Origin of the sequence: Wolbachia endosymbiont of Listronotus oregonensis, from assembly GCF_031205055.1 — a bacterium.
Classification (GTDB): domain Bacteria; phylum Pseudomonadota; class Alphaproteobacteria; order Rickettsiales; family Anaplasmataceae; genus Wolbachia.
The window spans coordinates 1481299-1494480 of record NZ_CP102118.1 but is presented as its reverse complement, the minus strand read 5'-3'; the positions used below and the strand labels follow the sequence as shown (position 1 = coordinate 1494480).

Here is a 13182-nt window from a genome sequence, read left to right as displayed (position 1 = left end):
GCTATCTCAATATATGAATAAAATCAATTTGCATATTAACCACTAATTAAACTAATTATCATATAATTATATCAGAGTTTAGAGGGTTATAGAGAAACCGGTCAGATTAGGTTTTTAACCTAATCTGACCGATAGCTTTAATAGTGAGGTAAGCTTTAATATAGCATTCTTAATTCACAATGCTACACTCGTGCATAATTTATTTTTAATTTGTGCACGAGCGTTAGTAAATTATTTACTTTTTGAAATAAAATTTGGCATCACTTTAATATCCAGACTTAGTAAACCTCAGTTGGGCTTCCAGTTGGACCCATAAGAATTACTTGTTCACCTTCTTTAAAACATTTACATAAATTAGTGGAACCGCCAGTTTCAAGCACAATAGTGGAAATAATTCCTTTTTTTTGTCTACTTCAGTGCCGGTTACGGCTATACCTTCCATAGCAAGGTTTGTATTATTGGCTTTTCTGCTATTGGTTTCAAAATTTTGCAACCTAAAGAATTGTCCAGGTTTAAAATTCTTTGCCGCAAGTGGTGCTTTGATCACTATTTCCACAACTTTGTCTGTTAAATATTGAACTTTTATAACCTTTGCAGTGAATTGCTCTTTGATTTTATTGAAAAATTCTTTGTTAGCCAGATCTTCAACGCTTGACCACGCATTTTTTTTCTGGATCTCAGTGTCAGCTACTTGGATGACATCTTTTTTGGTGAAAGTTACTCTTACATTACAACATTCATACAATTGTGCATATGACTCCGAGATTCTAGCTGGAGTGACAGAAACGAAGCTATTAACTCTATTCAAAAGCTGGGAAATAATAGGGTAGCCGTTCTTAGCACTTGCCATAGCTTTCACGACGCTGCCGCTATACGAAGGATGAAGATCACCAAAAAAGCTAATTGTTTTATTGCCTTGCTTATATACTAATATTCTGTCTTTATTCTGCATCTTAGGAGAAAATATTGGATCTATTTCTTTTCCTGATGAATTCAAATGAGTAAAATACCCATTGCTTAATTTAAAATGCTTTTTATCTTCTGTTGCAATAACTGTATTTGGCTCAGTACCTGCTGCTATAAAAATAGAACGTGCTTTCATGCATTTGATTTCGCCGGATTTTGTGTCTATTAGTTTTATTGATTCAGCATGATTATATTTATCCGTCACAACTTCAACTGGCTCTAAGTTTTCAATAAAGTAAATCCCTTCTGACAGTGCATTTTGCACCTCTTCGCTATTTAATCGATAACTTGGCGAATCTTTTAGCTCTTTTCTATATACAACTTTCACTCCCCCCAAACTCTGCATTAACTCTAATATTTTTATTTCTCTACTCTCTTTTTTTGCTAACTTTTGCTTTTCTCGGATCAATTGTGCGTGCGATATAAACTCATTCGCAATTTCGCGCTCTTCCTCTGTCCAATCTTTTTCAACATAGTCTTTTCCATATTTACCAACCAATACCTCGTAACGAAGAAGAAATTTTTCTACTTGAATTGGATAATACGCTAAAGCTTCAGTAGCAGTGTCAATTGCAGTAAGCCCAGCCCCTATTACAACTATCGGCATACGAACTTGCAGATTTGCTATAGAATCAAATTTAAGAGCGCCAGTCAGTTGTAACGACATAAGAAAGTCAGATGCCATACGCACTCCACGAGCTAGCATATTCTTTATTTTTATCATTCGAGGCTTACCTGAGCCAAGCGCCAAGGCGATGTGATCAAAACCTAGATTGAAGCTATCTTTCACGGTAATTGTGCCACCAAAACGAATGCCGCCATAAATTGCAAAATTTTCACGTCTTTCTAGTAATAACCTGATAATTTTTAAGTAATTTTTATCCCACCTAGAAGTAATGCCATATTCTGCCACTCCACCAAACCCACCTGCCGTGCGTTCACTCAATTTTTCGTGTTCAAAATCTTTAATTAGCTGGAAATTATCGATTAAAGGTTCAATCTTTAGTCCATCAATGGCGATAACGTTATGCCCATCATTCAACAAATGATGAGCTAAATTAAAACCAGCAGGACCAAGGCCTACAACTAGAACGTTTTTTCCGGTGTTTTCTCTTGGCAATGAACGCTGAAAATTTAAAGGATTCCAACGGCTGAGCAGAGAATATATTTCAAATCCGTACGGTAAACTAAGCACATCATCCAAAATCCTTGTTTCAATCATTGGCACATTCACGGGTTCTTGTTTCTGATATATGCACGAGTTCATGCAGTCATTGCATATTCTGTGCCCAGTAGCCGCACATAATGGGTTATCTATCATCACAATTGCAAGGCTTGCTATGCTGTAACCTTCGCTTTTCACCAGATTCATTTCTGATATTTTCTGTTCTAGTGGACAGCCATGCAGCTCAACTTTTAGTGGGGACTGTTTAAAAGTATTGTCGTTATTAATTAGCCCCTTTGAGCAGCTGTCCTTATTTTGCTTATGACAGAATATGCAGTAGTGAGCGTTATCTAATGCTTTGTTCAAACTCACCTTTTTGCTTGTTAGATCAAAACCATATCGTCTTTTTACTTCATTTGAATACAGCACTTCAACTTTGTCTACTTCTTTTTTAGAAAATGGTATGAGATTTTCATGGTCAATTTTCCTATGGATACTAAAGAGTATACTCCGTTTATTTTTTACTCTCCACACTGCATATTGTGCCGCAAGTTCTATTTCTTCTTTGTGATTTTCTTTATCTTCAAACCAATGCATCACCTGCTCGGCAAAATTTTTTTCTGTTGTTGGCAAAGTGAGAAAATGACTTAGTTTGTTAGTAATATCTATATTCGCCACATTAATGTATTTCTTCAATGCGTAGCGTTGGACAAATAACCTTTTGCATTTATATATCACAGCAAAGTCATTGTGTTTTTTCTTTAGCTCTTCTATTTCTTTTTCAATGTTGAAAAGTTTTGCAATAAACTCGTCAAATAAATATGAGAGGTCTATTATTAACTGGCTATCACCAATCTGATTTTTCCTTGCTTCAATTAATGAACAAAACAAGCTTTCATCACATGATTTAATATAATTCAAAAATGTCTCATCCAATTTTATTAATCCACTGCGAGTATATAAATTTGAAAATGAGATATTAAGCTGCATTATACAGTATGCACACTGTCTTTTGTATATTACGTATTTTGTAGCATAGCTAAAATCGTTGCTTCTGCAACCTTTTCTTCACCAACACACGCAATACACTCAAATTTACATGCACTTAAACGTGCGTTTTTAACATTAGCTTGCAGAATCAGTGTGTCCCCTGGAGTGACTGGCTTTCTGAATTTTGCATTTTCAATAGACATAAAGTAAATAGCTTTGTTTTCTATTGTACCTTGACTTTCTTTACCAAGAACACATATAGCAGATGCTTGAGCTAGCGATTCAATTATCAAGACTCCTGGCATTATTGGATGACCAGGGAAATGACCAATAAAAAATGGCTCATTAAAAGTCACATTTTTGATTGCTTTTATACTTTTACCAGGATCACACTCTATAACCCTATCTACTAAGAGAAACGGATAAGAATGTGGTAGTATTTTTATAATATCACTGATATTAAATTGCATAAGCCTACTCAATGCCTTTTAAAGCAAATTCAGGTATTTCCTTGTTTATATTGTTTAATACCATATCCGATAAATCAACTTCATCCATAGAGTATAAAACTTGTTTCTTTTTTGAAATAAATAGTACTAAATCTATGTTGTTTTTTTCTGCCGTTTTTTTAGCAACTTCTTTTATCTTGTTAAAAACACTCTCTACTGCATCTCTATAACTTTCTTCTAAATACAACATTTTTTCAGCGTAAGCATCTCTAGCATTTACAGTATGCTTATTAAACTGTTCTGTCTTTTCCTTTTTTGCTTCTTCTGACAAAAGTTCAAATTCTTCTTTTGATGGCTTAAGTTTTTCTAACTCACTTTCAAATTCTTGTTGTAATCTAGAATTCTGCTCCTTTATTTGTTGTTGTATGTTTCGCAGAGCAAGAGATTCATTGATAACTTTATCACTATCAATAATGGCAGCCTTTGTGTTCTGAGGTTGATATCCTGCAAACTTATACCCCACAAATAAGGAAATAATTAAGGCAATAACTGATATAAATAACTGTATATATTTCATTCAAATCCCCGCTTCAATAGAAAATTTAACATTTGGTGATGGTATTATATCATAAGATTCCTTTACTAAAGGAAACCCAAAATCTAATCTAAGTCTACCAAAAGGAGAAGGCATTGAAAAGCCAAAACCTGGTGACACTCTTATAAGCTTACTATCATTATATGGATCTTTATATTTCTCATTTTTATCATCTAAGCCAAAAAGTGTTGCATAGTCAACAAATAATGAGCCTTTGATACCAGCATAGTCATATAGTTTTGGTAGTGGAAAATCTACTTGCTGTGTTAAATTAAAATAAGTTTTGCCTCCCAATGAGCTTTTATTTTTGTCTTCTGCTCTTGGTCCAATGCCGGAAAGGTCAAACCCTCTAATCTCATTACCCCCTTTAAAAAAGTGCTGGCCAATGTTTAGATCTTCATCGGTATAAGAAAAAATATGACCTGCTGCCATCTTAAAGCGTAGTATTATGCTATCGTCAATTTTACTTAATATAGGATGCGTGTAAAAAGACAAGAACTCAGATTTTAGGAAGTTTACATTCCCTCCCAATCCTGAAATATCCTGACTTAAGCGCAGTAAATACCCTTCTTTTGGAGTATAGAGGTTATCCAGTTTATTATACGCTAATGTGTATCCTACTGATGAAATCTGATGTTCACCTTCTTGCCCCTTTATTATATCAGAGATGTCATTGTCTTTTCCATCCTTATTATCCATATGTATACGGTTATACTTGTAAGAGTAGCGAATGGAATTAGTTAAGTTTTCTATAACTTTGTATGATAATTTGGTTGAAAATCCCATGTCACAACTGTCGAAGCTAGTGTGTGGTTTATCTTGTTTTTCATAAAATACGCCCACACCTAGTGATGTATCAGAATCGTTAAAATTATTTTCAACAACCTCTACATTAGTAGAAAGTGAATATTGATTTTTCTCAAGAGCAAAAGAGAGCTCTTTACCACTACCAAATAAATTACGATCTGTGAAATCAGTTTTTACAAATGCTCCACCAGGAAAGGACATACCTCCTGCTAAAGATAATGAAGCAGTTCTTTTTTCTTTAACATTTAAGTCAAGATTTACTGCATTGTCATTAACTGCGTAACTATTTACTTTCACTGTTTCAAAAAAATCACTACTAATTAGTTTTTTACGTGATTTTTGAATCTCAGATATATTGTATGCATCACCTTCTGCTACACTTAGCTTACTTCTGATCACTTTATCTAAAGTGCGATCGTTACCATCAATTGTAATTTGATTTATATAAATCTTTTTACCCGGCAGCACTCTGTAGGTCACATCTACAACATTGTCACGTTGTGCATACTCTGGATTAACTTTTGCAAATATATATCCTTTCTCATTTAAATACTTGTTTATTTTTTCTACTGTATTATTAATTTTAACTCTATTAAATATCTTATCGTTTTCCTCTGTTATAAAGTCCAATATTTCTTCTTTTAGGCTTAAATCCTGAATTTCAGTTTCAATATTAACCTCATTATTTCCAAACAAATATTGCTGTCCTTCGTCAATCAAAAAAGTCAATTCTATCTGATTGTTATTATCAATCTCAACAATCGGTTGAATATTATTTTGAATATATCCCTTAGACGAATAAAAACGATCGAGCAATTCTGTGTTAATCAATAAATATTGTGGTGAATAACGAGTTCCGCCCTTAAACATGGCTCTAAATAACTTACTAAATATGTCATTACTATGCACTTTAATAGCTTGCTCTAGCTCGTTTTCAGAAAAGTTTTTGTTACCTATAAATCTTATATCCTTAATTTTAGAGGTTTTACCTTCTTTTATTTTAAAAATTAGATTGACCCTATTACTATCAAGCTTATTCAGCTCATATGCAACGTTAACACCAACCTTACCGTTATTTCTATAAGTAGTGATTAAATTCATTAAATCGTTTTGCAATTTTGTTTCAGTGAAAATAGTTAGCGATTTTGATTGAATTACATTATTTAGCAGCTCTTTGCTGTTAAATAATTTATTACCCTTTAATATTATCTTGTTAATTAGTGGATTTTCTTGAATTTTTACTACTAAATTTTTTTTATCATCGATATAAGCGTTAACACTAGCAAACAACTTTGTTTTATATAAACCTTTTATAATCGAATCTATATCATCGTCGTCTACATAGCTACCAGGTTCTAACTTTATATAAAACCCTATTGTTTGATTGCTTACTCGCTCATTGCCAATGCATTTGATATCTTTTATCTGTACTTTTTCCTTATTTTCTAAAGCAACAAGTAGAGCGGGAAAGGAGATAAAAATTACTATTAGTATGTAAAATAGCTTTTTCATATTTATTTTAAAAAAGACTCCTAATATCATTCGAAATTGCAATTGCCATCAGCAAGAACAAAATGAAAGTACCAAAGGTAGCCTCATATTTTTGATATTTCAAACTTAAATCTCTACGTATAACTGCTTCTATAATATAACGAAATAAATGCCCACCATCCAGTAGCGGAATTGGTAGCAAGTTAATCGCAGCTAAATTAGCTGAAATAATTGCCATGAGATACACAACCATAATAAATCCTTTTTTGGCTGATTGCCCTGAATATTTTGCAATTTTTATTGGTCCACCTATTTCACTTGCACTTCTCTTACCAACGATAATTTGAAAGATAGCTTTGATCGTTAAGCACATAGTGTGGTAAGTTTCACTTACTGATAAGCTCACAGCCCCAAGAAAAGATGACTGCTTTAATGTATTGACTGAAATAATCCCTATAGTTTCTCTTTCTATTATGTTGCCAAAAACATCTCTACTCTCAATTGTCAATGGAGTCAGGCTAGTTCTACGCTCCTCATTATTTCTGCTATATTTAATTTCCATTCTCGTCTTGGGGTGCGACATTATCACACGTGAAATATCTTCAAAGTATTTTATTTTATGTTCATTGATTTGTGTAATAGTGTCACCTGGTAATAGGCCAGCTTGTTTGGCTGCACTTCCTTCAATTACATCCCTAATCACCGGTGGAGTGCGGTAATAACCTGCCGTGCTAAAAAATATTGTAAAAGCTATAACAGCAAGTATCATATTTGCAAAAGGTCCTGCAAAAACCACTGCTGCTTTTTTATACCGCGGTTTTGTATGAAATGAATACAACTTTTCTTCTTCAGTTAATTCTTTTTGATCAGCTGGGACACTCACTGCATTAGTATCCCCTAACATTTTAACATAACCACCCAATGGAACAGCGCTTAGTTTCCATCTAGTTCCAGACTTATCGTTAAAACCAAAAATTTCAGGACCAAAACCTATAGAAAAAGATTCAACTTTAACTTTGCATGCTTTGGCAACAACATAATGCCCATATTCATGCACAAACACTATAACAGAAATGATTAAGGCAAATGACAAAAAACAATATATTCCATCGCTAAATTGATGAATAAGATTAGAAATTAATTCCACCTGTATATTTAGATCTTAAACAAATGTTAAGTATATTAAAACGCGCCTCGCTTGACAAGTATTTAGTTTAACTTTTAAATTAAAAAAAAGTTTAATTGTAATGACAGATACCTCACTACTCAGAAGAAAATTGATGTATAGAAGCTGGCATAGGGGTTGCAAAGAAACCGATATACTTTTAGGGCATTTCGCATTGAAATATCTTGATAAATTTTCCTTGAGCGAACTAATCGAATACGAAAAAATAGTTGATCTTGATGATTACGAATTATATTGTTACATAACTCGTAAGACAAACCTCCCTCCTGGCTTAAATAGTCAGATAGTCAATTTAATTGCTTGCTTTATTGAAGCTAATCCTTTATGCACTCAAGATTAGTGATAATCTTATTTACCTTATCTAGTACCTCAATATATTCTATTCTTTTCTCGTTTCTATACTTTTCGCGCTCTTGATTTGCTTCATCCAACCGCTTTGTTAATTCTAAAATTTTATCCTCAAGAATTAGCGCTGCAAGTAAGAAATTTAATGCATCCGAACCCTTACCTCCAGTTTTTTGAGATACAGAACCAACTAGCTTGTCAAAACTATTAGCAAGACGTAATAAATGGCTCTTTTTCCCACTTTCGCAAGATATTTTGTATGTGTTATTACGTATAACTATTTCTACTACTTGCATATGGTGCTAAAAATTTCTATCGTACAGTATAAACTCAAACCCCTACTTTCATCTTATTTATGGTATAAATTTTTATTCATTTATCAAATCAGATAATTTTTTACTGCTACGAAAATATGTTTTAAAGTATTGATTCTTTGTAAACTTCTGTAACATTAAATGGCTTGTTTCTTTCAAGTTATAACTTCTAACTGAAAAAGAACCAAACCCCCTAATTTCAACTCTATTATGATGCTTCAATGTGCTTGAAAGTATCCCAAAAAATCTATCAACTATAGCTGCTATAACAATCTTATCTAAAAAAGGATGTCTTTTTGCTACCCTCGCTATTATATCAGACTTTGTTGCCATTTATATGAAGCCAAAATAAGTAAACCTTATCACTTAGCAGATAATACTATGTTATATTCTTCAACACCCAATACTTCAACTTCTATTTTTTCTGATATAGAGAACTTTTTATTTTCCGGTAAATGCTCTTGATCTATTAGAAGGGTTACATCGTTCTCAACTTCAACGACCAGTCCATTATCTTCTCTCTTACCTACAATAACCTGTATTTTATCGCCTACCTTAACTTTCTTTATCAGTTCTTCAAGAGGATCATACTCTATTTGTTTTATTCCAAGATAAATTCTTGCCCGATTCACGTTAGCCCTTATTACTTTTGCTTCTATTTTATCACCTACATTATACTTCTTTATCTCATCTGAGCTATTTTTAGACCAACTTAAATCTTTCACATATATTGTCCCTTCTACGTCCTCATCTATTTCAGAATCATTGAAAGCAACAGATACATATGAGCCGGTATTATTCTTCACTTCACCAGAAACAATAGAACCAGGAGGATATTTCTTGATAAATACTTGCCAAGGGTTGTCTACACACCTTTTCATGCTTAAACTCATCCTACTCTTAGCAATGTCAATACTGAGAATTTTTACATATACTTCTTGTCCCCTTGTTACAAGACTACTAACTGGTAAATTACTCTTAACCCAAGTTATTTCTGACGAGTGCACTAAACCTTCAATTCCAGGTCTAAGCTCAACAAACAATCCATAATCTTCTATGCTTGTTACATAACCCTTATGCACACTATCAACTGGATATTTTGACTCTGCATCTTGCCAAGGGCTATCTTCTAGCTGCTTCACACCCAAGGAAATTTTAGCATTTTCCTTATCTATTTTTATAATTTTAACTTTTATAGTCTGGCCACAAGCAAAAACTGCAGATGGATGACTCACTCTACTCCAAGAGATATCTGTAATATGTAGCAATCCATCTATAACTCCCACTATATCTGATTCATGAATACCGACAAATACACCGTAATGAGTGATGCTTTTTATTTTTCCTTCTATTATATCGCCTTCATTTAAAGATTCTAAAAATTTAATTTTTTCACCAGCGTGCAATTTTTCTAACACCAGCTTTCTTGATACTACAATATTACCTTGCTTCTTATCCATTTTAAGCACGATGAACTTTTGTTCAGTTTCAATAAGGTGCTTCGCGTCTTTTACTTGCTTCAAATCCACATGACTCAGCGGTAAAAAAGCGCTTATTCCGTCACCAAGATCAACAATAAAACCACATTTAATTGAGCGTTTAATAACTCCTCTTACTTCAGCTCTTGTAACTGTATCTTCTTCCAACTTATTCCATTTCTCGTCTCTAATTGCTTTTTCACGGCTAAGAACAACATTACCATGATAATCTTCAATTCTTTCCACATAAACTCTAATTTTCGAGCCAATAATGATCTCATCATTACAACCGAGTTCCTTGATCAGAATTCTCCCGTCAGACTTTAAACCAATATCAACCACAACGTCGTTAGGGTTTATTCTTGTAATTACACCTTCTACCACATCTCCTTCTTTAATTTTGTTAACAAAAGAATCTTCAAACAAGGCATTATCTTGATCCTCAAATTGGCCTTGACATATCTCTTCTATAAACTTGTTTGATGATAGCTTTCTGATAGTAACCGGTAGATTTACAACTGGATCATTATTATTCATGCAATGTGACCTTTAATTTAAACTTTATTAGAACTCATATATTATATAATATTAATAATTATTGACAAGTAATTTTTCGTTAATTCATTTCGAGAATTGTTTAAGCTATATAAAATATAGTGAGAAAATTATATATGTATCAAGAATATGCTATTTAAGAATAGCAAGTGGATTAGATCGTTCTCCAGAAGGTCCAGGTTAAAACCGGATGTTGATGAAATATTGGAAAAATATTCTATTCAAAACAGCAAGGAATCTATAGAGAAGATTGTAAATTCACGAAAAAGAATATGGGTAGAAATAGGCTTTGGCAACGGTGAAAATATGCTTTACCAGGTGCTCAATGAACCTGATCTATTATTTATAGGATGTGAGCCCTACTTAAAGGGGGTTTCTCGCTTGCTAACAAACATAGAAATACAAAACATAAAAAACATTTTAATATGGACAGAAGATGCAAGAGAATTGATTGCAAATTTTCCTGACAACAGTGTTGAAAGATTCTTTATTCTCTTTCCAGATCCATGGCCAAAAAGAAGTCACAATAAAAGACGATTAATTAATACGGAATTTTTAAATTTATTAGCAAAAAAAATACTTATAACAGGGGAAATATTCATTGCAACCGATCATCAGGACTATGCAGAGTGGATAGCATCACATATAAAGCAGTGTAACTCTTTAATCTATAGGGAAGACGATTTCACAAGTTATACTCTTACAAAATACCACAAAAGAGCGCTCAAAGATCAGCGTAAAGTAAGGTTCTTTAAAGTAAGTGTTATTAATAATTTGCAGACTATGGATCAATAGAGTTTTTGCATATCTCTTTTACGTTAACTATAGATTAAAAATAATAAAAAAGAGGGAGAAATAGAGTAAATTCCTTTAACTACTTCTCCTTATGAAGGAATAGACTTCTTGCATAACCCAAACTAATACCAATTCTCATTGTTGACCAGTCAAATAGGAGACATTGGTATGACTACTTGGATCCAGCCTTTCCATCCAAGACGGCAGTGCCCTGACTACTTGAATCCAGAAAAAAGAATGGTGTCATGAAAGTAGCTGACACTGGCTTCCATCCAAGAGGGTGTCATCCAAGTAGCCCTTTGTTGTCATCCGAGTAGCCCCTTTCTCGTCATGCCGCCGCGAACCGTCATACCGTCACGGTATCTCTTAGCCGCTAACAAGCAGCGGGATGACGAGTTACTATACCGCCGCGGTATCTCTTAGCCGCTAATAAGCAGCGGGATGACGAGCTTATCGTTATGCCGCCGCGAACCGTCATACCGTCACGGTATCTCTTAGCATAGATCCCGCTAACACGTAGCGGGATCTATACCGCCGCGGCGCTAACAAGTAGCGGAATACTTAACCGTCATACCTTAACATAGATCCCGCTAACACGTAGCGGGATGACGAGGCTTATCGTCATACCACCGTGAACCGTCATACCGCGATTCATTCGCGGTATCTCTTAGCATAGATCCCGCTAACACGTAGCGGGATGACGAGCTTATCGTCATGCCGCCACGAACCGTCATACCGCGATTCATTCGCGGTATCTCGGCATAGATTCCGCTAACACGTAGCGGTATGACGGTTGTCGTTTAACTATAAATATTAAGAAATTTACCAAACAAAAAAAAGGCAAAAGAAGCCCTAGTCATTGTCTACTTTCAGTATTGGCGTTTTTTAAGTCTTAAACACTGCAATTTAGCTGCTTTTAAATGCAACTCACCTTTGTTTAAATGTTTAAGAAATTTACTAAGCAGAAAAAAAGGCAAAAGAAACCCCGTGTTAGCTAGTTGTCACTCTCTAATCCTGCAAATTGGCGTACTATACTGTCTTAAACGACTTATAAGCGCGTTTCAGCTTATATAGGTAAAAACCCAGAAATGTTGTGAAGACATAAGGTGCACATAGTGCAAAAAATTAAAAATAAGACGCTAACTACGTTGTTTTCTTGCTGTTTAATCTGCACAGATGAAGATAACTGAATACCTTCACTATCATAATAAGGGGGCTGGCGAAGGGTGTCAAGTAAGTTTTTTCGTTTCTATTCCCAATAAAAGTTCGTTATATGGTTATGCAAGAAGTCTAATAGCAGATTTTTAAGTTTCTCTTTAACTCTTTAACCAGCGGGCTCCCATGAGGAGAGGAGAGTAAAGATCTTTTTTCATAGATATCTTAACACTTTTTTCTTCTTTTGTAGTTGGCGGACGAGTAAGAAAGTGAACCTTTGGTGCACCACTAATTATTGCCATTGGTGTTTGCTCTGCCCCTTCTCCCATAACTAAAACAGCAGATGTTGCCAGTGCATCAAGAAGATTGACTTGTGTTACTTGCAGTGATTGATTATAAAGATCTGGCTTGCCTATATAGGAATAAAGTGGTTCAAATCCACACCAACCAAGAGCAACGCCCGTAATCCCACGACGCATAGGTGTTACATTACTATCTGTAATCAAAATACCAAGATGTTTTATGCAGTGTTTTGTCTTGAGATAATTCCATATTGACAGAGCTGTTTTCTGAACATCTTTTGGATATAGAATATATACCTCATTACCATTTGATTCATCAATACCAGCAGATGGAATTAAGATATTATCTTTAATCGTTAAACAGATACTGTGAGCCACATCAACAACTGCATCAGCTTCCCTTTTGATTAGCTCTTCTTTAGAACAAGCAGTTTTGCAAACCACTTGTTTTTGACAAATGGAAATGATTTTTGATGTGATAGCAAGAACAACTTCCTCTTTTAACAAATTTGAAACATAGCGATCAAGAACTGCTTCTAATAACTCGCCGCATTCAATACGATGGGTGTAAATTGCTTCAACATGCATA

12 protein-coding genes are annotated in these 13182 nt (G+C 34.1%); 2 read left to right on the top strand and 10 right to left on the bottom strand.

Annotated features, from left to right (window positions below; translation table 11 throughout):
* Nucleotides 1-319: 319 nt before the first annotated feature.
* From NMD99_RS07565 to rseP, 5 genes are read right to left on the bottom strand one after another with little or no spacing between them, the layout of a single operon-like run.
* A complete protein-coding gene (locus NMD99_RS07565) occupies nucleotides 320-3121 on the bottom strand; it encodes an FAD-dependent oxidoreductase (RefSeq protein WP_373457549.1) in 2802 nt (933 codons plus the stop codon).
* A 29-nt stretch (nucleotides 3122-3150) separates the two neighbouring features.
* Entirely contained in the window at nucleotides 3151-3591 is a 441-nt protein-coding gene (gene fabZ, locus NMD99_RS07560; RefSeq protein ID WP_253309601.1) for a 3-hydroxyacyl-ACP dehydratase FabZ, read from the bottom strand.
* A gap of 4 nt (nucleotides 3592-3595) precedes the next feature.
* The gene (locus NMD99_RS07555; RefSeq protein ID WP_253309600.1) at nucleotides 3596-4147 is read right to left on the bottom strand and encodes an OmpH/Skp family outer membrane protein; all 552 of its coding nucleotides are present in this window, start codon (nucleotides 4145-4147) and stop codon (nucleotides 3596-3598) included.
* On the bottom strand, nucleotides 4148-6484 hold the full coding sequence (gene bamA, locus NMD99_RS07550; protein WP_253309599.1) for an outer membrane protein assembly factor BamA: 2337 nt from the start codon (nucleotides 6482-6484) through the stop codon (nucleotides 4148-4150).
* Between the two features lie 7 nt (nucleotides 6485-6491).
* Nucleotides 6492-7610: an RIP metalloprotease RseP gene (rseP, locus tag NMD99_RS07545; protein ID WP_309166097.1), complete on the bottom strand. Its 1119-nt coding sequence runs from the start codon at nucleotides 7608-7610 to the stop codon at nucleotides 6492-6494.
* A gap of 100 nt (nucleotides 7611-7710) precedes the next feature.
* Here rseP and NMD99_RS07540 point away from each other — a divergent pair, with 100 nt between their 5' ends.
* Entirely contained in the window at nucleotides 7711-7989 is a 279-nt protein-coding gene (locus tag NMD99_RS07540; protein ID WP_182158663.1) for an FAD assembly factor SdhE, read from the top strand.
* Here NMD99_RS07540 and NMD99_RS07535 read toward each other — a convergent pair.
* The 3 genes from NMD99_RS07535 to NMD99_RS07525 form a co-directional block, all read right to left on the bottom strand.
* Nucleotides 7964-8290 (bottom strand): cell division protein ZapA, encoded by a 327-nt coding sequence (locus NMD99_RS07535; RefSeq protein WP_182183710.1) that lies wholly within the window; start codon nucleotides 8288-8290, stop codon nucleotides 7964-7966. The genes NMD99_RS07540 and NMD99_RS07535 overlap by 26 nt on opposite strands.
* A gap of 72 nt (nucleotides 8291-8362) precedes the next feature.
* Nucleotides 8363-8641: an HU family DNA-binding protein gene (locus NMD99_RS07530; RefSeq protein ID WP_010963035.1), complete on the bottom strand. Its 279-nt coding sequence runs from the start codon at nucleotides 8639-8641 to the stop codon at nucleotides 8363-8365.
* Nucleotides 8642-8670: 29 nt separating this feature from the next.
* Nucleotides 8671-10323 carry a 30S ribosomal protein S1 gene (locus NMD99_RS07525; protein ID WP_309166090.1) on the bottom strand — a complete coding sequence of 551 codons (1653 nt, stop codon included), beginning with the start codon at nucleotides 10321-10323 and terminating at the stop codon, nucleotides 8671-8673.
* Between the two features lie 147 nt (nucleotides 10324-10470).
* On the opposite strand from NMD99_RS07525, the gene trmB reads away from it, so the two are divergent.
* A complete protein-coding gene (trmB, locus tag NMD99_RS07520) occupies nucleotides 10471-11136 on the top strand; it encodes a tRNA (guanosine(46)-N7)-methyltransferase TrmB (protein WP_253309594.1) in 666 nt (221 codons plus the stop codon).
* Between the two features lie 590 nt (nucleotides 11137-11726).
* Here the strand turns inward: trmB and NMD99_RS07515 are convergent.
* Together NMD99_RS07515 and NMD99_RS07510 are read right to left on the bottom strand one after the other, a co-directional pair.
* Nucleotides 11727-11870, bottom strand: a complete 144-nt coding sequence (locus NMD99_RS07515; RefSeq protein ID WP_309166088.1) for a hypothetical protein — start codon at nucleotides 11868-11870, stop codon at nucleotides 11727-11729.
* Nucleotides 11871-12452: 582 nt separating this feature from the next.
* Nucleotides 12453-13181, bottom strand: coding sequence for a putative folate metabolism gamma-glutamate ligase (locus tag NMD99_RS07510; protein ID WP_253309580.1), 729 nt, complete (start codon nucleotides 13179-13181; stop codon nucleotides 12453-12455).
* Nucleotide 13182 lies beyond the last annotated feature (1 nt).

Bases quoted from the DNA above. Each gene is read 5' to 3' on its own strand.
- NMD99_RS07565 (WP_373457549.1), bottom strand. From the start codon at position 3,121: ATGCAGCTTAATATCTCATTTTCAAATTTATATACTCGCAGTGGATTA.
- fabZ (WP_253309601.1), bottom strand. From the start codon at position 3,591: ATGCAATTTAATATCAGTGATATTATAAAAATACTACCACATTCTTAT.
- NMD99_RS07555 (WP_253309600.1), bottom strand. From the start codon at position 4,147: ATGAAATATATACAGTTATTTATATCAGTTATTGCCTTAATTATTTCC.
- bamA (WP_253309599.1), bottom strand. From the start codon at position 6,484: ATGAAAAAGCTATTTTACATACTAATAGTAATTTTTATCTCCTTTCCC.
- NMD99_RS07540 (WP_182158663.1), top strand. From the start codon at position 7,711: ATGACAGATACCTCACTACTCAGAAGAAAATTGATGTATAGAAGCTGG.
- NMD99_RS07535 (WP_182183710.1), bottom strand. From the start codon at position 8,290: ATGCAAGTAGTAGAAATAGTTATACGTAATAACACATACAAAATATCT.
- NMD99_RS07530 (WP_010963035.1), bottom strand. From the start codon at position 8,641: ATGGCAACAAAGTCTGATATAATAGCGAGGGTAGCAAAAAGACATCCT.
- NMD99_RS07525 (WP_309166090.1), bottom strand. From the start codon at position 10,323: ATGAATAATAATGATCCAGTTGTAAATCTACCGGTTACTATCAGAAAG.
- trmB (WP_253309594.1), top strand. From the start codon at position 10,471: ATGCTATTTAAGAATAGCAAGTGGATTAGATCGTTCTCCAGAAGGTCC.
- NMD99_RS07515 (WP_309166088.1), bottom strand. From the start codon at position 11,870: ATGACGGTTCGTGGCGGCATGACGATAAGCTCGTCATCCCGCTACGTG.
- NMD99_RS07510 (WP_253309580.1), bottom strand. From the start codon at position 13,181: ATGCATGTTGAAGCAATTTACACCCATCGTATTGAATGCGGCGAGTTA.